This is a genomic window from Chryseobacterium sp. KMC2 (assembly GCF_016756935.1).
GTDB lineage: Bacteria > Bacteroidota > Bacteroidia > Flavobacteriales > Weeksellaceae > Chryseobacterium > Chryseobacterium rhizosphaerae.
This window is the reverse complement of sequence record NZ_JAESIT010000007.1, coordinates 1-19,662: the sequence shown is the minus strand read 5'-3', so window position 1 is coordinate 19,662 and position 19,662 is coordinate 1. Positions and strand designations below refer to the sequence as shown.

The 19,662-nt window shown below is 36.0% G+C and carries 19 protein-coding genes; 14 read left to right on the top strand and 5 right to left on the bottom strand.

What is annotated here, in order from left to right:
- The first annotated feature begins 6 nt into the window (after positions 1 to 6).
- The 3 genes from JML65_RS09715 (at position 7) to JML65_RS09705 (ending at position 2,208) form a co-directional block, all read left to right on the top strand.
- Positions 7 to 855 carry an AraC family transcriptional regulator gene (locus JML65_RS09715; protein WP_202270690.1) on the top strand — a complete coding sequence of 283 codons (849 nt, stop codon included), beginning with the start codon at positions 7 to 9 and terminating at the stop codon, positions 853 to 855.
- Between the two features lie 97 nt (positions 856 to 952).
- Positions 953 to 1,441 (top strand): MarR family winged helix-turn-helix transcriptional regulator, encoded by a 489-nt coding sequence (locus tag JML65_RS09710; protein ID WP_047496101.1) that lies wholly within the window; start codon positions 953 to 955, stop codon positions 1,439 to 1,441.
- A 2-nt stretch (positions 1,442 to 1,443) separates the two neighbouring features.
- Positions 1,444 to 2,208 carry a hypothetical protein gene (locus JML65_RS09705; RefSeq protein WP_202270689.1) on the top strand — a complete coding sequence of 255 codons (765 nt, stop codon included), beginning with the start codon at positions 1,444 to 1,446 and terminating at the stop codon, positions 2,206 to 2,208.
- Positions 2,209 to 2,226: 18 nt separating this feature from the next.
- Here the strand turns inward: JML65_RS09705 and JML65_RS09700 are convergent, their stop codons facing one another.
- Complete coding sequence (locus JML65_RS09700; protein ID WP_202270688.1) at positions 2,227 to 2,589, bottom strand: winged helix-turn-helix transcriptional regulator; 363 nt, start codon at positions 2,587 to 2,589, stop codon at positions 2,227 to 2,229.
- A gap of 194 nt (positions 2,590 to 2,783) precedes the next feature.
- Between JML65_RS09700 and JML65_RS09695 the strand changes: the two genes are divergently transcribed.
- From JML65_RS09695 to JML65_RS09650, 10 genes are all read left to right on the top strand, one after another.
- Positions 2,784 to 3,416 (top strand): NAD(P)H-dependent oxidoreductase, encoded by a 633-nt coding sequence (locus JML65_RS09695; protein ID WP_202270687.1) that lies wholly within the window; start codon positions 2,784 to 2,786, stop codon positions 3,414 to 3,416.
- Positions 3,417 to 3,907: 491 nt separating this feature from the next.
- Positions 3,908 to 5,896, top strand: a complete 1,989-nt coding sequence (locus JML65_RS09690) for a type VI secretion system Vgr family protein (RefSeq protein WP_047496326.1) — start codon at positions 3,908 to 3,910, stop codon at positions 5,894 to 5,896.
- A 3-nt stretch (positions 5,897 to 5,899) separates the two neighbouring features.
- Positions 5,900 to 7,681 (top strand): hypothetical protein, encoded by a 1,782-nt coding sequence (locus JML65_RS09685; RefSeq protein ID WP_202270686.1) that lies wholly within the window; start codon positions 5,900 to 5,902, stop codon positions 7,679 to 7,681.
- Between the two features lie 2 nt (positions 7,682 to 7,683).
- The gene (locus tag JML65_RS09680; RefSeq protein ID WP_047496089.1) at positions 7,684 to 8,028 is read left to right on the top strand and encodes a hypothetical protein; all 345 of its coding nucleotides are present in this window, start codon (positions 7,684 to 7,686) and stop codon (positions 8,026 to 8,028) included.
- A gap of 46 nt (positions 8,029 to 8,074) precedes the next feature.
- Complete coding sequence (locus JML65_RS09675; RefSeq protein ID WP_202270685.1) at positions 8,075 to 8,683, top strand: hypothetical protein; 609 nt, start codon at positions 8,075 to 8,077, stop codon at positions 8,681 to 8,683.
- Between the two features lie 126 nt (positions 8,684 to 8,809).
- Positions 8,810 to 9,781 (top strand): hypothetical protein, encoded by a 972-nt coding sequence (locus tag JML65_RS09670; RefSeq protein ID WP_202270684.1) that lies wholly within the window; start codon positions 8,810 to 8,812, stop codon positions 9,779 to 9,781.
- A 30-nt stretch (positions 9,782 to 9,811) separates the two neighbouring features.
- Positions 9,812 to 10,285: a DUF4280 domain-containing protein gene (locus tag JML65_RS09665; RefSeq protein ID WP_084084494.1), complete on the top strand. Its 474-nt coding sequence runs from the start codon at positions 9,812 to 9,814 to the stop codon at positions 10,283 to 10,285.
- A gap of 9 nt (positions 10,286 to 10,294) precedes the next feature.
- Positions 10,295 to 13,582, top strand: a complete 3,288-nt coding sequence (locus tag JML65_RS09660; RefSeq protein WP_202270683.1) for a hypothetical protein — start codon at positions 10,295 to 10,297, stop codon at positions 13,580 to 13,582.
- A gap of 71 nt (positions 13,583 to 13,653) precedes the next feature.
- Positions 13,654 to 14,571, top strand: a complete 918-nt coding sequence (locus JML65_RS09655) for a hypothetical protein (protein WP_202270682.1) — start codon at positions 13,654 to 13,656, stop codon at positions 14,569 to 14,571.
- Complete coding sequence (locus JML65_RS09650; RefSeq protein WP_084084489.1) at positions 14,572 to 14,949, top strand: hypothetical protein; 378 nt, start codon at positions 14,572 to 14,574, stop codon at positions 14,947 to 14,949.
- Positions 14,950 to 15,187: 238 nt separating this feature from the next.
- Here JML65_RS09650 and JML65_RS09645 read toward each other — a convergent pair whose 3' ends face one another.
- Positions 15,188 to 15,787, bottom strand: coding sequence for an NAD(P)H-dependent oxidoreductase (locus JML65_RS09645; protein WP_202270681.1), 600 nt, complete (start codon positions 15,785 to 15,787; stop codon positions 15,188 to 15,190).
- Positions 15,784 to 16,740, bottom strand: a complete 957-nt coding sequence (locus tag JML65_RS09640; RefSeq protein WP_202270680.1) for an alpha/beta hydrolase — start codon at positions 16,738 to 16,740, stop codon at positions 15,784 to 15,786. Before JML65_RS09640 ends, JML65_RS09645 begins: the two co-directional genes overlap by 4 nt.
- 84 nt (positions 16,741 to 16,824) lie before the next feature.
- On the opposite strand from JML65_RS09640, the gene JML65_RS09635 reads away from it, so the two are divergent.
- Positions 16,825 to 17,658: an AraC family transcriptional regulator gene (locus JML65_RS09635; protein WP_202270679.1), complete on the top strand. Its 834-nt coding sequence runs from the start codon at positions 16,825 to 16,827 to the stop codon at positions 17,656 to 17,658.
- A 22-nt stretch (positions 17,659 to 17,680) separates the two neighbouring features.
- On the opposite strand, the gene JML65_RS09630 is transcribed toward JML65_RS09635, so the two are convergent.
- Complete coding sequence (locus JML65_RS09630; protein ID WP_084084483.1) at positions 17,681 to 17,926, bottom strand: hypothetical protein; 246 nt, start codon at positions 17,924 to 17,926, stop codon at positions 17,681 to 17,683.
- A 154-nt stretch (positions 17,927 to 18,080) separates the two neighbouring features.
- Entirely contained in the window at positions 18,081 to 19,202 is a 1,122-nt protein-coding gene (locus tag JML65_RS09625) for a lactonase family protein (protein WP_237390830.1), read from the bottom strand.
- Positions 19,203 to 19,662 lie beyond the last annotated feature (460 nt).

Genomic DNA, 19,662 nt, shown 5'->3' with positions numbered 1-19,662 from the left:
TCAAAAATGAGAAGTTTACATCTTGAAGGAATAAAAGTAAAGGAAATACAGTTGGAAGGGAAGGCGCTTTCTTTCAAAACAAAAGACTTTCTTTCCTTTGTGTATGTTGTAAAAGGAGAAGGAGATTTGACCTATGATGAGCGCAGTATCCGTTTTTCTGCAGGTAAACTTTTCATCATTCCCCAACAGGAACTTTACCATTTTGCAAGTAGTGATGCAGCACTCATTCTGATACAGTGTCCCATTGAATTTATTGATAAGATACGCCTTGAAGCAGACCGTATTGAAAGCTGTGAAAACTTATATAAACTCCAGTATATCAGTAATAATTACCATGCAAGAGCCGGATGTGTGTTCCGTAACAAAAACGATGAACATTTTGCCGAAACTATTATTCTCCAAATCGCCAATGAATTCAAAAATAAAGCAGATGATTATCTGATCATCCGTAACTGCATTTCAATTCTACTCAACCTTATTGCCCGCAATATCATTCAGAGTGAAACTTCAGACCTTCAGGAAAACAGGAAAGCTTTTTCCATCATGAAGATCATTACCTATATTCAGCAGAATATAAAAGATAGAGAAAAGACAGGAATTCAGGTTATTGCAGACCATTTTGGGATTTCAGGAAACTATTTCGGAGAATATTTTAAACAGCAAACGGGGATCTCCTACCAGGATTATCTGTTGGATTACAGACTTAAACTTGTAGAAACCTATTTAAAATACAGCAGTATACGCTTAAGTGAAATTGCTTATGAGCTCCAGTTCAGTGATGAAAGCCATCTTTCAAAGCTTTTTAAAAAACACAGAGGACTTACGCCCGGAGCATTCAGGAAAAATTATAAATAACAGGTAACCATTGTGTTATGTTAATTGTTTATTAAATATAAAGTTAACTATATAGTTAACTTTATATTTTTATATATTTACTATAAATATTTTTTCAATGGATTTTGACTTTATTAAAGAGCTGGGATACAAAGCTTTTGATAGCCGGCTGAAAAGAATAAGCGACCGGATGTCTCATGATGTAAGAAAATTCTATAAAGAGTTTGGAATTGATGTAGAGCCCAATTGGTATCTTGTTTTTATGCTGCTGCAAAAAAGGGGGGAGATTTCTATTACGGATATAGCGGAACCGCTGGGATATTCTCATCCCTCTGTAGTAGTCATTGTAAAAAAAATGACGGAGAAAGGCTATCTGCTCATCACCAAAGACAGTATTGATAAACGGAAACAAATGATCTCATTATCACCCAAAGCTATTGAAATGCTTCCTCAACTTGAAAAAATATGGGATAGCTGTGAAAAAGCTATTTTAAAACTTTTATCAGAAGATCTTAGCATTTTTTCGTACCTGGATACCATAGACCAGGAACTGAAAGACAATCCTTTTCATAATAGATTTAAACAGGAATATTTGAAATCACTATAATCATGAAAGTATTTATCCTCATCGCAGCGTTTCTTTTTTCTAACCTTATGATCTCTGCTGCGGAAACGAAAATAATGATCCGAGCTAAGGCAAGGGATGCCAAATTTATCGGAAGTTCACTTGGCGGAGCTCATATCATCGTCAGAAATAAGCTAAACCAACAGATTCTCGCAGAAGGAAATACGGTTGGAAGTACTGGAAATACAGATTTGATCATGAAAAATCCTAAACTAAGAGGGAATTCAATTGCCGATGCCCAAACAGCCGGCTTTCTGGCTTCTGTGGATATTAATGAGCCTACATTTGTTAACATTGAAGTGATTTCTCCTTTAAACAATAAACAGGCTCAGGCCACGGTAAGCACTGAATTATGGCTGATTCCCGGCAAACATATTTTGGGAGACGGTATTGTTCTGGAAATCCCGGGTTTTATTATTGATATTCTTAAACCCAGAACCCATCAGTATATTCCTCTGAATACAATTAAAGACAAACCCTTTACATTTCAGGCTAATATTGTTATGATGTGCGGCTGTGTAATAGACAAAAACGGGATATGGAATTCTGACGAAATAGAGGTGAAGGGAATTCTTAAAAAAGACGGTAAATTTATGAAAAATATAGAGCTGTCTTTAGTGTCAACCAACCTGTTTGAAGGAAATACGGTAATCAATACTGCAGGGAATTATGAACTGATTTTATACGCTTATTATGAGAAAAGCGGAAACACGGGAGTCGACAAAATTAATTATGTAGTGATCGAATAAGGATATGTATAAAGCGGATTAATGAGTAGCCTGCCATAATTCTTTCCGGTACTTTATGCCCCATTCTCCCATAGTATCTATAATACTGTGAAGGCTTTTTCCAAATTCTGTCAGTTCATAATCTACACTTACAGGCATGGTGTTGTTTTGTGTCCGGATTACCAGATTGTTCATTTCCAGATCTTTGAGCTCTTTTGAAAGAGTTTTGGAGGCGATTCCGTCTATCTGTCTTTTCAAATCCATAAAATGCATTTTTCCAATATAATACAGGTGGCTGATAATAATGGTCTTCCATTTCCCATCCAATAAATAGATTGTATCCCTTACTCCCCGAATATGGTTTTTACATTGCAGATCGAGTTCTATTTTTTCCTTTTTCATCGCTAAAGATATAGGACAAAGATATGAAAATCAGATGATAAAATTGGAATTAAACCCATCTGGTTACCTTTTGGTAACTGGTTACTAAAGGGTAACAGGTGGTATAATGATACTATAAAGTAGGTAACTTTGTCCCATTAAAATAAGAATACTGCCGGTATTCTTACAGGTACAATTAATAAAACACTAAGATTATGTCATTAAAAGAAGCATTACACTGGAGATCCGCAACTAAAAGCTATAACGGGAAGGTAATAGAAAAGGAAAAAATTGAGCAAATTTTGGAAGCCATTCGTTTGGCTCCGTCAAGTTCGGGTCTGCAGCCTTTTAAGGTTCTTGTAATTACCAATAAAGAATTACGGGAAAAACTACAGCCGATTGCCTGCCAGCAGCCACAGATTGTGGAGGCATCTCACATACTGGTATTTGCAGCCTGGGATGAATATACTCCGGAACGGGTAGATTCATTCTTTGAATTTAGCAATAAAGTTCGAAACTTACCATCGAGTGCAACAGATGATTACCGGTTAAATTTATTGGAGATGTTGGATCAGAAAACAAAAGATCAGCATTTTATGAATGCCTCGCAACAAACCTATATTGCATTAGGGTTTGGATTATTGGCTGCTGCAGATCTGAAAATAGATGCCACACCGTTGGAAGGGTTTGATAATAAAGCAGTAGATGACTTGTTCAATTTGCCGGAAAAAGGACTAAAGAGTAGCGTTATGATGGCATTAGGATATAAAGATGAAGAAAACGATTGGTGGGGGAAACTGGAAAGAGTAAGAAGATCTAATGAAGACTTGTTTATAGAGCTTAATTAATGCAATAAAAAAGCATTATTAATAGGATGGAGACCGGGATGGTCTCTTTTTTTTGTGTAAAATTTAAATATTTTGAATCCTGGATAAGAATCGTAGAACTACTACAATTTTTCAAATAAGTACTATTTCATTTTGCCGTGATTTTTTATGGTGATATATTAGCTTTGTAAAGACTCAAAAGATTGTAATCTATAGAAAAACAACCTGTTGATAACTAGTAACATTAGACGGGATGAATTAAATTAATTCTTTTCTGATTTTATGCTTTACTGAAGGTAGGAAAGAACAACACTATCCAAAGACGAAAGAGTTGTTTTTATTGTTTGAAAGCTGGCTTTTTAATTCTGGTTTTAACCGGAATAAATAAACACAAAAAAAATTATATCATGTTCAAAAAAACTAATGAGAATCTGCCTAAACCTGCACTGGGGTCAAATAAAGAAAATATTTCTGACAAGGTAAAATCTGCCCAGGATAGAGAATCTAAATTCATGGGAAAAACTTTACATACCAATAATCCTACGGTTACCGAAGATAAAGTATGGTCAAAGCAACCCACCTCCAAAATATTTAATGCACAGGGAATCCCGGAGAATGCTGTTGCCGGGATAAACAGGGTGGTAAAACTTGAAATCTTTGTTGAGGGTAAGCCTATTAAATTCTTCAAACATTTTAAACTTACACAAAGTGCTGTTAAACATCATGAATTTGATCTTATTCTTGCCCATGACACGTTAGGAAGCGCAGAAAACCATAATCTTGAAGAGGCTCAAAGCTTTTTAGGAAAAAGAATTACGGTTATTTTTAGATATAAAGATGTTGAACAGGGCCCTGAACGAAATTTTGTGGGAGTCATTACAGAAGTAGGATTCAGTCAGGAAAAAGGAAGCTTGGGGAATATTGTTCTTACAGGCTTTAGTCCTACTATTCTTTTAGATGCAGCACCTCATATCCAGAGTTTTGGAGGGGGACAGCCTATGAGTCTGAACAGTATTGCCAGTGAGGTCATCAAAGAAGGATTGGGACAGGAAAAGTTTGATTTCAGGGTAGATGCCCGCTATGGGAATGTTCCTTACAGTTCACAATATGAAGAAACCCATTATAATTATCTTGCAAGAATGGCAGAAGCATATGGGGAACAGTTTTTCTATGATGGTGAGATTCTTCACTTCGGAAAACTTCCTCCACAGGAAAAGCCAGTAAAGCTTGTATATGGCAGTAATCTAAGCGATGTGAAAATCAAAATGAAAGCTCAGCACGTAAACCCTACATTTTATGGGTACAACAGCAGCCAGCATGAAAAACTGACTACCGGAGCTTCCAAAGTGAACCATACTTCAGATATTGCCAGAAGAGCATACGAAATTTCTGAAAATACTTTTAAAACACCATCGCTAAGAATAGCACCTATCAATGCATCAACCTTTATGGATGTTGATTCATCCCAGAAAGGAACAACGGGGAGCAAAGCTGCACAGGTCTTTATTACCTCGGGGTATATGACCGTTCCGTTTTTATATCCTGGTTGTATTGTAGATCTTGAAATGCGGAAAACAGATACCAACGATACCTCCTATTTTACGAAACTGATGCTCACTGAAGTGATTCATGAAGTAGATGCCCGTGGATATTATGACGGACATTTTGAAGCTATTGCGGCAGATACGGGATTTATTCCCCGTCCGGAGTTTCATGTACCTAAAGCAGAGCCTCAGGTAGCCACTGTGATTTCCAATACAGATCCTTTGAACCAGGGGCGTATACAGGTGCAGTTTGACTGGCAAAAAAATAATACGACCCAATTTATCCGCATGATGAGCCCAGATGCAGGAGGTACGGATCAGATTACTCAGAACAGAGGATTTGTAGCGGTTCCTGAAGTGGGAGACCAGGTGATGGTAGGATTTGAATATCACCATCCTGATTTTCCTTTTGCAATGGGAGGGATGTTTCATGGCCAGGTGGGATTAGGCGGCGGAGTAGACAATCATATCAAGTCTATCCAGACCAGAAGCGGGAATAAAGTCATTTTTAACGATACCGAAGGAAGCATCTATATTGAAGATCCGAGTGGAAATTCCTACTTAATGGATGGTAAAGGAAATATTACCGTGACTGCTCCTAAAAATATGACCTTCAATGTAGGACAAAATCTTACCGTGAATGTAGGACAAAATATGAATACCAATGTAGGGGCAGATCAGAGCAACATCGTGGGAATGAACAAAACAGAAAGTATTACCATGAATGATTCACAAACCGTGGGAGCGATTAAAAATGTATCGATAGGAGGGAATTTCATGACCAATGTAGTGGGGAAAATGATGGAATTTATTAAAGGTAATAAAGAAAGTGAAGTGGCACTGGATAGCCAGAAAGTAGTGAAAGGAGAGCGGTTAATTCATAGTGAGAAGGATCATAAAATTCATTCTCAGACGGAAATTAACGGACAATCCAATGAGAAAACCAATATGAATTAGGATATGTCAAACGATAATATTGCGAAGATAAGTATCATAGAAGGTGATTCTATTGAAAAAATTGGCGGGCAGCATACTGAGTATGTTGGTAAAATGACCTATTCCTCATCCAAAAAGCTCATAACAACCTCTGAAAACGGAAAACATTTTGGTGATAAGCCTGAAGACCCACCTAAAAGAGAGGGTAGAATTATTGATATTGTGATGTTTGTAGCCGGAACAACGGATCCTATCAATACTGAAGGGAAAAAACATCATGCCAATACAGAGTATTGGAAGTATTATGATGAGAAAACCAAAAAAGAAACTGAAGAGAGTTTAAACAATCTTTGGAACAAGCTCAAGGAACTTAAGCCTCAATTTCACGATCTGCATATTGAAGGTAAATTTTTCAGCTGGTCTGGTGACAACGACACTAAGGAAAGAATCGTAGCCTCTGAGAGATTATTTGATGTATTATTAAGAACATATCCGGGCTGGAAAAATCAGGAGGTTCATTTACATTTAATCGGCCATTCTCATGGTGGGAATGTCATTAATCAATTTACAGAACTTGTTTCCAGTAAGGAAATGATCACAAAATCTGCTATTTTGAAACCCCGTAAGATTACAGAATTCCCAAAATTATGGAAAGTTAAAAGTATCACTTATTTATCGACTCCTTTTTTTCAAAAGAAACATCAGCTGAATCATGCCAAATTACATAAAGGATGTAAAATCATTAATGTACATAATGACTATGATTTGACTCAACAACTGATTGCCGATTTTAGTCTTACCAATATGGAGGGCTTACTAAAGTCTTTTCAAATGGATAGATTTGAAGCAGGTATAAAAATGGTTAAAAGTGTCGATAAGGATATTATTATGACCTATTTTAAAAGTCTGATCTGGCAGGATTTTAAAAACAAAGCAACCTTAGCATGGCGGGAAACGGCAAAAGGCTTTTTAGGATTTAATATTATAGTAGGTGAGTTTATTAAGTATATCAACTCTCTGAAGATCGAAAATTCGAACCTGCAGAAAGAAAAAGCTTCATTTGTTAATCTTTTAAATAGTCTTCAGCAATGGACCTCTGATGTTCATAAAAATTATTCTTCGATTGCTGGAGGTTATGACAAGTCTACGTGGGTGAAAAATCTCAATTTGACACAAGGTTTACAAGTTTTAAATATTCTTTTAGCCATTACGACCGGCCCGAAAGACAGTTACTTATTGAGTTTATTGGCAGGGATATTTGGAGAAAATAAAGGAATCACGGATAGTATTGATGAAACTTCATGGACGCCTCAAAAACAAACAAAAAGCCTGCCTATTATAGATGTACCTATTTTTGAAAGTGATCCCTATAATTCCAGAAATAAAAAAGGAGAATTTACTGCTTTTTTAAAAGGAGTACAGGGTGCCGTGCACAAACGTGAATTAGAAGACCTGCTGATGAGGTTATTAAGCCAGTTTATTAAACCCAGCATGTTAACTTTTGTTGTACGGACAATTGATTATGCTATTGAACCTGTAGTTTTTGGCAAATTAGATACTGAAGTTACAAAACTGAGAAAAAACTTAGCAGTGTATTCAAAATTTGTAACTCAATACCATGCTGGCCTGGTTACTGAAAAGGATGAAGAGAAATTTAAAGATGCTATTATGAAAGCACCAGGCTCTGTTTCTTATTTAGCCATGGCATCCCATAGTTTAAGCCATACCCAATTGTGGAAGAGAGTTGAAGATGGGTTAAGAAACTCATTCAGTTCAGGGGTAAATCCGGGATATAAAAAGAAATAAATATGAAAAATATAACACAAGGTATTGGTAAGATTCTGTTGGTTTTTTTAATAGCAAATCTGGTAGTGACAGCTTATTTCTTATTTGCCTATAGTCCTCTTGTTGAATCAATTGATTTAAAACTTATTGTGAAAATAATTAAGCAATTTGGTTTAATAATAAGCATACCCACCAGTATTTTATTTGTTCTTATAGATACTGTTCTTATCAAAAGGATAACAAAGACTTGGGTTTTATATGTAAGCCGGATTATTATTTTTTTTGGAATACTCTATATAATGTGGTTGTTTTTTTCTATTTATCTTGTAGCCAGCGCATTAATAGATAATCCTTTGATGGATAAGTAATACGATCCCAGTGGCAAAGTTTTGTTGATGAACAAAAAAATGAATTATGAAAAAAATAGCAGCATACACCGTCTTACTATTCCTTACAGCGAATACTGATGTATTTTCACAAAAAACGATTAATAAAGACAATTTCACGTCTCTGGTGCAAAAAGAAGAGGGTGATTTGAATCAGGATAAAAAGAATGACAGGATCATGTTAGAAATGGATCTGAAAGATGAGACCAGACCATTACGACTACAAATATTCCTCTCTCAGCCTGATAAGAAACTTCAATTAGTAGTTTCTTCCACAAAAATCATTGAAAGCCAATATCCGGTTAATAAGAATGGAAAACATAATGGTAATGTAATTCCGGATTTTTTTATTGAAGAAGGTAAATTGAAAATGCTTACCGACATTAAAGATCGAAAAAGCACCTATGAATTCAGGTTGAAGCAAAATAATTTTGAATTGATCAAAATATCACGGGTATTATGGGATGGAAAAGACACCACTTTTGAAACGGAAATCGACTTAATCGCAAAAACGAAAATTGAGTATGAACAAGTAACAGGTTCAGATAAACTTTTAAATAAAAAGAAAAAACTGATAAAAGTCAATGCATTGCCAAAAATCCAGGATTTAAGCTTTTCCGATTTGGAACAGTACTAAAATAGTAATCAGACTGATAACGAAAATTTCTTCTAAATAATACTAAGAGAGCTGATCAACTAATATAACGAATGGGAGAGACTGCAACTGAAAAAGAATACAGAGTGGATCAGTAGAATAACAGGAATGAAAGGTGTAGCAAAACAAGAATATACAAAGGTAAAGATAGACGGAATTCTGAACCTTAATAAACTTTCCGGAGAGTATGAACTCACTCCGGAAGAATTGGTTGGTTTTCATAATCAATATTGCAGTCTTCAGGAGTTATTGACCTTATCACTGCCTAAGTATGTGGAATACATTTATATTCCTTCTGATAAGTTTGAAATCAGGGACAGAAAATTGCTGAAAAGTGCAGTATTGGAGATTCCTTCCATTTCCAGTGAGAAAATATACGGAGTGATCATCAAATTTTTACCTAAAGATCTACAGATTCACTACAAAATAAAAGTAAAAAGAACAGCCTCCCAGATTGAACTCACTAAGGAAAAAACTTATGTAAACAATCAGGGAATCGACAAAATGATAGAGCAACTGTTTGAAAAAGCAGAACAGATTTTATATCCGTTGCAGATTTCAATAAAAAATAATGGTGGACTTGACAACATTATCAATCATGAAGAAATAGCCAAACGCTGGAAAACAGAGAGCCTAAAACTGAAAGCCTATTATCAGTCTGAGACAACAGATCAGCTATTAGAACAAATGGAGACGGTATATACTGATATTAACCTGAAGAAAGATTGGTTTGACATGAGTATATTTTATAAGCTATTCTTCCTGCCGGTTTATCAGGGATATCCTCAATTTCAGAAAAAAGATTTTTTACAGATCTATTTTTCGGGGCTTTCACAGGAAATCGGATATAATACAGAATGTATATTGAGCAGAGAATATACAAGAGGAAATAAAATAGCCGTACAATTAACCGGGATGGAAGAAGAAACCCCGTTCAATAAAAACGGTACGAAAGGAGAAGCTAGTCTTCTATACAAATTGAACAAAGAAACCAGAGAGTTATTTTCAATCACAGGCTCTCTTTCAACTTTTGAAGGGAGCACAGGATATAAGATTGAATTTCAGCTGTTTGAACAGTAATATTGAAGAAACAAAAAAACACAATATACCATGAGTGCGAAACATTTAGTTTGCCAGGGAGCCACCTGCCAGTGCAAGTTTGGGACAACTCCTGATAAACTCGCCGTAAAAACGCAGAGTCAACGCTATATCAATGAAAAAGATGGAAGCAATAAACTGATGGCTACCCATGTAGACATAGGATCTACTTTTGAGAAAAATACCTTTGGATCCTGCAAAAAAATGAATAACAGCCCCTGCCAGGCAGTGGTTACCCAGTGGAGTGGCTATTATGAAAAAATTACATTGGAGGATAATAATGGAAAAGCACTTTTAGAAGACAGCAAAGCAACATGCCCTGTGGGAGGTCCGGATTGTATTACGATTATCAATCATGGGCAGACTGCGGGAGCTTCTGCACAGAATGTGAAGAATGCAGATAAAGAGGTTTTAGCTGAATTATTTCCGTTCGTTAATCCTAATGAGTATATCCGAAAAACAGATATGCTAAACGTTAAAAACTAATGTCATCCTATGGAAATTAATAATACCAAATTAACAGCAATTATTATCCCTCAGGGAAATACTGGTTTTAATGAGCAATACAGAGCGTTGACCATCCAGGAAGGACAGAAATTTACGGTGAGTATCAAAGAATATGAGGAGGAAAAGAAAAAAATACTAGATAAAATTGACCTTATCACAAAGGAAAAAGATAAAATTGATGCTGAGCTGGACAAACAATCCAATGACTATCTGGATGAAGCTAACAAACGTTACAAGCAAGGAGGTAACTGGCTAAAGATGGAGAAACATAATGGGAAAGAAGCAACCCATGTTCAGGTAAGTCTCGACAATAATGTTAGAATTGCAAGAGAAAAAGCAGATAAAATAAAAAAACAGAAAGATTCAGAAATAAAAAAACATCAAAATGCACTTGATGCTTTGGAGAAGACATGTAAATCTATTGTATGGGCCTGGCAGCTTGCCAAATCAAGAAGCAGTAAACCTGGGGGGAGAAATGAAAAGTTAGAAGCAGGACCAGTACAATCTGATATGACTTTAGACAGCCATATTTATGGAGGTGGATTCGCATGGATAGAACCTTTCTGGGAAAAAGGAAAACCTACGGGAAGTCCTAAAAATGGAATTTACATTCACACATCACCCAAAAATTCTACCGTAAAGGCAGCAGAATGGTATGGGTTTAAAGATTCTGAAAATCCTGTTAAAATTCAAGGCCCAGTAGCATCGGGCAGTAAAGTACAGCTCCATATTTATACACAAAGTATGTATGGGAAAAATATCGGTGTTGAACTAAAAGCAAATGGAGAGATCCTGAAAGCAAATTCTTATTCCTGGGGTATTGAGGTTTCTGCAAGTAAAACTAAAAATGAAGAGCCCTCAAAGACAAATGGTGCAAAATATGACATTCTAGAGTCAGAAGATTTATTTCTTACCGAGGTGGAAATTTATGACTGCTCGGATTCTAATAGCATAAAACCGCCAGCAGAAGCTGTAACCGGATATTTGTTAAATGACCAGGATGGAAAAAAACAGGACTATCTGAATGTACAAAAGGCTGTGTTGAACCTTTATATTGATCCTGCCTGGTGTATGAGGAAAACAGGAATTATTACAGTAGTTCCTACGATCCATTATGATGGGAAAAAGCAGGAAATGGCTGCCGCTACATTGAAAATATCAGCTAGTTCTACTCCGGATATCAAAATTCCTGAATCTGGAAATAAACCAGTATTTATAGATAATGTAGAGACCAATTTTGAAGCTTTTCATCATTGCAGATATGATATTGTTAAGGGATCATATAGCAAATTGGATAACAGGGATCAGAATGAACCTCTGGAAATTACAATCTTTGATTCAAAAACTGATTCTGCTAAAAATATCCTTCATCTGCCTGTTATTGCCGGAAACAAACAGGGCAGAAGAAATGTCAAAATCACGGTAGATTCAAATACTGCGGAATGCAGCTATGCGGGTGATAAAGCGAAAGACCATACCAGTAAGATTTTTGACCTGTCTCAAATACAACAGGCCATAGTTGTTGAAAAAAATACCAGAGTGGACGAGCATCTGATATACAGTAAAAATGAATTCAAAATTGGAAATATAAATTTCGGGAAAGAAGAAGAGGGACATGGTGATACCAATGATGATAACGAAATTAATGCTTCACATACTACCAGGAAAGGAGGAGTAAAAGGTCCTGTGGGGATGAGTGGTTCCAGTAAATCCACCATGTTCAAAGATGAGCGGAAAATTGGAAGATATCCGAGTTCAGATACGGAAATTGTGTTAGATGTTGGTTTTGATTATGGAAATAATCCCGGCGTTTCATTATTGAAATATATTTGGCCCACAAGAAAGAATGCCTTACAAAACTATCCCGTATTGCTTCATACCTGTGCTTACCCGCAAAAAACACTTAATATTGATGTATATCCGGATATAAAGTGGATTTTACAGTTTGCTTATGACTGTGACCCGGAAAAGTTCAATGAAATGAGGGGGGAAGCCTATGATAAGTATCTGGTAAGAACAGAAAAATTGGCGGATAAATATAAGCCGGAAAAAATTGATGAAAAGATATCTAAAATTGATGGAGATTTAGCGAATGCAAAAGCTACTTTGCAAAGTGCGCAGAAAAAAGAAGATAAAACAAGAGCAAGAAAACTAATTTCCAAGCTGGAACAAAAAAAAGCAAAACAGCAGGCACAAAGTAGAAAATATAACAAAGAAAGTACAAAATCAAAACAGCAGTATCGCAAAGATCGTCCGGATCTGTTTAGTTTTAAAGATAATATAAGTTCAGGTCTGTCTGATTTGGTATTATCTCTGAATGTGGAATATGACCGTCCGGGGGAATCCATAGAACTTTCTGCCAGCTATCAGAGGTATGTAGATCTTGTAAAACAGCTTATTGATATTAAAAATACAATTGAATTAATTTTAGATGGTAAGAAAAAATCAAAAAAGAAATTAGATAAGAAATACAAAGAAATTAATGAAAAGGCTGCGTCCGAAAATCTGGCTAAACTTGGTGATGCCTTAAAAGGAAGGCCATTGATTTCAGTTGATATTATTCCTCCGTCTTTGGCGGTTTTAGGTTCATGGTATGCAGAAAATCCGAAGGATAAAAATATGGATCAGGTGGGTATTGTAGGGGAAATTGAGGTAAAGGCGGAACCTCTTGTAGGGGCAGAAGTAACACTGGACTTTTTAGCCCTGGCCCAAAAGGCGCACCCTGTTGCAAGAGGGATCATTACCCTTATCGATGTAGGAGCAGCCATTGGAATGGCTCCTGAAATTACTCTGGATCTGGTAGTCAGTGGACAATTGGAAATTGAGGGGAAACTAAGATATAACAGTGCCAGTAAAACCTCAAACCTTAATCAGGGCTCTCTCTCTAAAGATGCAGAAGATGATAGCCCGTTAACCGTAAAAGGCGTATTTTCGTTAGAATTAACAGCTGGTATAAAATATAAAGCCAAGAGACAGACATTCTTCTTTGGATCTATTACAGTGTATGCAGAAGCAACAGTGTCGGTGAAAACAGGATTTACATTATCAGGGGCAATAAAGGCCGATGATAAAGGTTTTTATCTGGATCCTCTATTCACATTCCATGGGATAACGGTAGAAGGTTCATTGGCGGTAGGTTATATTGCGGAGAATTATGATGGAGGTGAATACTCATCAGGAGAATCATCTACAGAGTTTAAACTGGTTCTGATGCATGAGTATGAAGGAAGTTTTGAGAACTCTAGTGGGCAGAAAATCCAATTTTATTTAACATAGTTATGAAAAATTTAATATTTATTTTATTAGTGACATCTTTAACAGCATGTGCTCAGAAAAAAAGTGAAAATATGAAAACATCTCAGGACATTTATACAATCGAAAAAGAAATAAAGCATTTTGATAGCGAACCTCAGTATGGTGCCTATATTTCTACCAATAACTGTTCTTTTGATATTTTAATTAATGGTATGCCGGTGATAAAACATATGGATACATCCGGAAGCGGATTGTCAGGATCCTATTTTCCTTTGAATTGGGATATTGCTAAAAAGGGAAGTCAGGAGATAACGATTAAGTTGCGTCCCGGGTTCAATCAAAATACTAATGTTTTAAATGAAACTTTACAGCCCAATTCTGAAGTTCAGATTAAGATTGTAAAATCCAGTACCAATAAAGACGGCAGTCTTGGAGATGAAGAAGAAGTTAAAAATTATATGACTCCTAAAAAAGAATTTCAGAATAAACAGGTTGCGTCTTATGACGGTCTCAAGTCTTTTGAAGATAATTTCACTTTCAATGCTGATGTGCCCTATACTATTAATACTTTGGAAATAGCAGATGTCCTGCTTACGAAAGATGAGCAGAAATTAAAGGCATTAGAAAGAGAAGTCGTTGCAAAATATAATGAAATAAGAAATGTTTATATGAAGGGGACTAAAGACGAACTTGCCAGTCTGAATTATAATAAAGAAAAAAGAGTTGCCCAACAATTATATTTTTCTGATAAAGAAATTAAAAACAGATGGGATAATGATTATCAGTTCAGAACCGATTCAAACCTTGAGTTTTTTGATCTGAAACCTATTGAAAATTATAAAATGACTTTTTATGCTGATGGTAAAATCGTCTGTCTTGAGAAAATAAATAATGAAAAATCAGCACTTTGGGGAGGGTTTAAAAAGAAAGATAAAGATGTTGTTACTACCACCTATATATCCTTATACTTATACCGTCCAAAGAACAGTGGTAAACTTGAAATTTATTAGATGAAAATAAAGAATATTTTAGGTGCTATTCTATTAATACTGGGGGTTTATTTACTATTTAGTTTATATCAATCTTCTTTACCTATAATTTATGGAACCAGAGCAAAAGCAAATATTATTGGGACTGACAGTGTGAAAAACAAGAGATTTACCTATTTGTATTACCCTGTCTTTCAATTTAATTATCAAAATCAGCTCATTAAGTTTACGGATAAAAGCAGTAGTGTTGATAAAGATATTGAAAAGTCTGAGGTGATGGTGTATTATGATCAAAACTATGGATTTAGCCAAGGTTTTACTACTGAGAAGATTATCTTTCTGATCATAAGTATTTTGCTTATCTTATTCGGAATTGTTTGCCTTGTCAAACCTTTCTGATATATTGATGAAATAGAAGTATGTCTGGAATTAGCACTATAGAATATCAGTCTTTCTACTTAAAAGGTATTATCATCGGAGATACTGTTGTATCTTTCTTATAAATGATGGATACAACAGAGACCGTTAAAAACAGTACCGAAAATAATCATTATTTCAATAATTGATTTCTTCTTTTAATAGGATTAAAGAACAAATAAAAAAGCAGATATAACGGATATACCAACAAAAGAGAGGCTTAAGCCTCTCTTTTTAGTGGGACAGAATCTGTTTTAGCAACATCTCTTACTCTTTCGAGCCATTTTCCTCTTTCATCTTCATCAATATCCTGAAAAGGGCCTATAAAATCAACCTGTATAGAAGATAATCCACAATATTCCAGAATGCCGTTTTTTAATTGAATAAGCCCACTGGACTGATATATTTCATTGTATTCATGTTCCGACAAATCTCCCGATGTTGTAATAATTCTTCCTGTTCTATCATTGAGTAATCCTTCGCTGATTCCATTTTTATTTCTTGTAAAAGTAATGCCGGGAAGGAACGCCCTGTCAAAAAAACCTTTCATTACAGCAGGCATACCAAGCCACCACATGGGATGAATCCATACCTGATGCTCACTCCAGTGAATATCTTCGAGTGCCTTGAGTAAATCGGGCTCCAGTTCCATTCTCTTCCGGTAACCGAACTGAAGGTTGGGATTGAAATCCAGTTCTCCGATAGCAATATACCGGACTTCCGCTCCGGTAGCTTTGGCAGAATCCATATAGGCGTGTGCTATAGCTGTATTAAAACTTTCCTGATCTGGGTGTCCGTTGATGACTAGTATTTTTTTCATTGTTCCGGGTATAAAATCTGATTAAATAATTCAACTTGTTTAGTATAAAAAGCATCCGATAAAGGACACGGGAAAAAATCAAAAGCGTGTACAGCGCCTTTTATTTCCAGGAGATTGACCTCAACTCCTGCTTTTTTCAGATGCTGGGCATATTCCCTACCTTCATCTTTCAGGGGATCTGCTTCACAGACAATAAGGGTTGCAGGAGGAAGATCATTGAACTTTTTTGCCAGTAACGGAACGGAATAGGGTGGTGGCAGGGTTAAACTGTGCTGTAAATAATGTTTCCACATCCATTCCGCTGCCTTTCTGGTTTGCATGGGTGCATTGGCCAGTTCATGCATAGATGGGGTCTCTAGAAGAGTACTCATAGGAGGATACAGCAGGTACTGATGCTGTATGTGTATTTTGCCCTGATCTCTGGCTAAATGGGTTATAGATGCTGCAATGGTGGCTCCGGCACTGCTTCCGCCGATCATGATAAAATGTTTGTCACCACCTATTTGATCTGCAAAATCAGCCAGCCATAGCAATGCATCATATCCATCTTTCATGCCTGCAGGAAAAGGATGTTCCGGAGCAAGCCTGTAATCAACTGAGACAATGACAGCTTTACTATCTATGGCCAGTTTAAAAAACAGAAAATCATATTGTTCAGGAGTACCATATATAAATGCACCCCCATGAAAGTATAAGAACACGGGTAGATATTCTTTTCCTTTTGGTTTATATACTCTCAACCGAATATTTTCCGAATGATCAGAAGACGGGATGTAGATGTCTTCAACGGAAAGTAATTCGGGCAATAACGGAGGTTCCGTTTGTAATGAAATATTCATTTCCTCTTTTCTGATTTCTGCAGGATTATGGATCAGCAGGTTTTCATAATTGATCTTATGATAAGGATCGTTGACAATGGCTTCCCATAGATCCGGATCTATCTTTTCTAACATATCATATTGTTTGTTGAGCAAAAATAGACTGGGAAAAGCCATAAAAACAGGTATATTTTAAGCTTGTTTGGGTATCTTTACAGCATGGCAAAAGAAAATATCTATCAGTCTCTGGAAATATTTTATGAAAAAATCGATCAATGTCCTTTGCGTGACAGGCAGTTCAACTTTTTTGAGTTGGTATATGTTATTTCCGGGATTGGAGATCATGTAGTGAATGGCAATAAAATTGCCTATTCTGCCGGAGACTTATTTTTGATCACTCCTAATGATTGTCATGAATTTAATCTGGAAGGAATCTGTGAGTTTATGGTCGTCCGATTTGATGAAAAATACATCAGAGAATACCAGTGGAAAAGTATAGACCATATCGAATGTCTTTTATATTATGCATCTCATTTGTCTGGCTCAGTGCTGGTGAATAAGGATGATCAACAGATGGTTGGCTTGCTGATTCAGAATCTGAAAAAAACTACAGAATACCAGTCTGTTTATAATGAAGATCTTACCCGTCATCTGGTGAATGCCATTATTGTAATTGCCGCCAGAAACATAGCGGTTATGAGGCCCCGGAATATATCATCTCATACGGATAACCGCATATTGCAGATATTGGATTACATCCAGGAGCACATCAGAAACCCTAAGTTGTTGAAGGTGGAGGCAATTGCTGAAAAATTTGGGTTGTCAGGAACCTATCTTGGAAGCTATTTCCGAAAACATTGTGATGAATCTATACAGCATTATATATCTTCTTATAAAATCAGATTAATAGAGCACCGGTTATCTTTTAGCGATAAAAGAGTTCATGAAATTGCTGATGAATTTGGATTCACCGATGAAAGCCATATCAATAAATTTTTCAAAAGACATAAAGGTTTAAGCCTTAAAGGCTATAAGACAGAAATGAATCACTGATTTTGCAGGAAGAATAGCGAGATTATAAAACCTGTAGCTCTTTAAAAACATCAATAACAGATTCGATGAGTCCCTTTTCTGGGATTGGATTTGAAGAATTATCAGGAACAATAGCCCTTAGATTACCCTCATCATCCCGTTCAAAGACTACGTCAGTACCATTGATATTGACATAAAGCTTATAACCATAAGTGAAAGTGGCAAGGCGTCCGGTGAAAAGAAGTTCTCTGCCTTTATAGGTTACTGGTATTTCTAGATCATGTTCCATGTAGTGTCGTTTCTGTGCATTTTAAATACCGGGCAAAGTTCGGAAATCTCAGCCTGAATTTATAATTTAAATAATATTTTTTAATAAAATAGGGAAAAGAAAAAAATCAATATGTTCAATCAAAGGTAAATAGTCTGTCGAATGATCAGATGAGCTAATATCTCCTGATCTGGACTGAAGAGACGGCCTTTATTTTTACTCTTTTTCCTACTTTTTTCAGCAATCCCGTCTCAGCGTTTCTTCTGAATACAAAAGCATCTCCGCTTTGGGCATTGGTTACAATTACGAATTTTCCGGTTTCGTCAATGGCAAATACTCTGGGATGTTTCCCTTTGGTAGGCTGATAGCCTACGGTTTTCAGTTTCCCATCATTTTGAATTGAAAATATGGCGATGTTATTTTCAACACCGCGATTGGAAGCATATAAAAAAAGCCCGTCAGGAGAAATATGAACATCAGAACTTTCAAAATCTTCTTTAAATTTTTCAGAATGGGTATCTATTCTCTGAATAGGGGCTAATCTTCCTTTATCATATCCATATACACTTACAGCGCCACCCATTTCCTCAATACAATAGGCATATTTCCCGTTCGGATGGAATGTGAGATGTCTTGGGCCGCTTCCTAAAACAGCTTGTGTAAAAGGAGGTTCTGCAGGTGATAAAGGTTCATGTTTTTCATTTTCAAAATGATAACTTCTGATTTTGTCTGCTCCCAGATCAGGAAGAAAAATATAATCAAAATTGGGTGAAAAAACAGTGGAGTGGATGTGAGAGCGTTCCTGTCTTCCGGGATTGATACTGCCTTCCAAAAATTGGAAATTCTGAACAGCCGGCTGTATACTGCCATTTTCCAGAACAGGATAAACAGAAACACTTCCTTCTGTGTAATTTCCGTTAATTAACCATTTTCCATTTTGATGAGCCGTTACATAAACCGGGTTTTCCCCGCCGCTTTTCTGACTGTTGATGAAAGTCAACTTTTTATCCATAGGATTAAACGCAAAACTGCTTACACTGCCGGCATTTTTTGTTTTGCTTTCTGTACAGGCAAAAACATATTTTCCATTAGGAGATAAGGTGAGAAAAGATGGATTTAAAATACCTTTAACTGAGGTTAGTTTTGATAATTTCCCCTTGAGGGTATCCAGTTCATATACATAAATCCCCTCAGTGGTTTTATCACGGTTAAACGAGCCGAAAAATACGTACGTATTTTGTGAATATAATTTTATAAAGGCTAAAATTATAAAGACTGAGCTTAGGGTCTTCTTCAAGGGTATAAATAGTTTTTAGATAGTTTGAGGCAGTACCGCCGATAGGTTACAAAACTACGCATTTACTCCAATTGGATTGTCATTTTCTTCATAAAATAAGTATCAATTCAGCATTATTTTTTCTCAGCGTTTTTTAGTTAAACATTTTCGATGATTCCGATCTTTATTTCTTGAAGGATAAGATACGACAGGTTCTGTCGCTTTACTGCAATATCTTTGTTTGGCTACAGAAATTAACAGTGGAAAAATAAAAATATCAAATTGTAATAAAATTCCTAATCAATACAATAAAATAAATCTTTTTGCAGTGGCATAAAAAGAATATTTTTACAGTCGAATTAAAATAATGATAATTACACAATCCATGAAAAAACTCTACATGGGTGCATTTACCTTATGCACCATCCTGAGCCTTTCTGCCCAGGAAGTCATCTGGCAGAAAGACATCAAATCTTCCACT

Excerpts from the sequence above, each read along its gene's own strand:
- JML65_RS09680 (WP_047496089.1), top strand. The coding sequence starts at position 7,684 with ATGAAAAATATAACACAAGGTATTGGTAAGATTCTGTTGGTTTTTTTA.
- JML65_RS09665 (WP_084084494.1), top strand. The coding sequence starts at position 9,812 with ATGAGTGCGAAACATTTAGTTTGCCAGGGAGCCACCTGCCAGTGCAAG.
- JML65_RS09705 (WP_202270689.1), top strand. The coding sequence starts at position 1,444 with ATGAAAGTATTTATCCTCATCGCAGCGTTTCTTTTTTCTAACCTTATG.
- JML65_RS09630 (WP_084084483.1), bottom strand. The coding sequence starts at position 17,926 with ATGGAACATGATCTAGAAATACCAGTAACCTATAAAGGCAGAGAACTT.
- JML65_RS09660 (WP_202270683.1), top strand. The coding sequence starts at position 10,295 with ATGGAAATTAATAATACCAAATTAACAGCAATTATTATCCCTCAGGGA.
- JML65_RS09690 (WP_047496326.1), top strand. The coding sequence starts at position 3,908 with ATGGGAAAAACTTTACATACCAATAATCCTACGGTTACCGAAGATAAA.
- JML65_RS09675 (WP_202270685.1), top strand. The coding sequence starts at position 8,075 with ATGAAAAAAATAGCAGCATACACCGTCTTACTATTCCTTACAGCGAAT.
- JML65_RS09650 (WP_084084489.1), top strand. The coding sequence starts at position 14,572 with ATGAAAATAAAGAATATTTTAGGTGCTATTCTATTAATACTGGGGGTT.
- JML65_RS09655 (WP_202270682.1), top strand. The coding sequence starts at position 13,654 with ATGAAAACATCTCAGGACATTTATACAATCGAAAAAGAAATAAAGCAT.
- JML65_RS09695 (WP_202270687.1), top strand. The coding sequence starts at position 2,784 with ATGTCATTAAAAGAAGCATTACACTGGAGATCCGCAACTAAAAGCTAT.
- JML65_RS09700 (WP_202270688.1), bottom strand. The coding sequence starts at position 2,589 with ATGAAAAAGGAAAAAATAGAACTCGATCTGCAATGTAAAAACCATATT.
- JML65_RS09670 (WP_202270684.1), top strand. The coding sequence starts at position 8,810 with ATGAAAGGTGTAGCAAAACAAGAATATACAAAGGTAAAGATAGACGGA.
- JML65_RS09715 (WP_202270690.1), top strand. The coding sequence starts at position 7 with ATGAGAAGTTTACATCTTGAAGGAATAAAAGTAAAGGAAATACAGTTG.
- JML65_RS09640 (WP_202270680.1), bottom strand. The coding sequence starts at position 16,740 with ATGTTAGAAAAGATAGATCCGGATCTATGGGAAGCCATTGTCAACGAT.
- JML65_RS09635 (WP_202270679.1), top strand. The coding sequence starts at position 16,825 with ATGGCAAAAGAAAATATCTATCAGTCTCTGGAAATATTTTATGAAAAA.
- JML65_RS09710 (WP_047496101.1), top strand. The coding sequence starts at position 953 with ATGGATTTTGACTTTATTAAAGAGCTGGGATACAAAGCTTTTGATAGC.
- JML65_RS09685 (WP_202270686.1), top strand. The coding sequence starts at position 5,900 with ATGTCAAACGATAATATTGCGAAGATAAGTATCATAGAAGGTGATTCT.
- JML65_RS09645 (WP_202270681.1), bottom strand. The coding sequence starts at position 15,787 with ATGAAAAAAATACTAGTCATCAACGGACACCCAGATCAGGAAAGTTTT.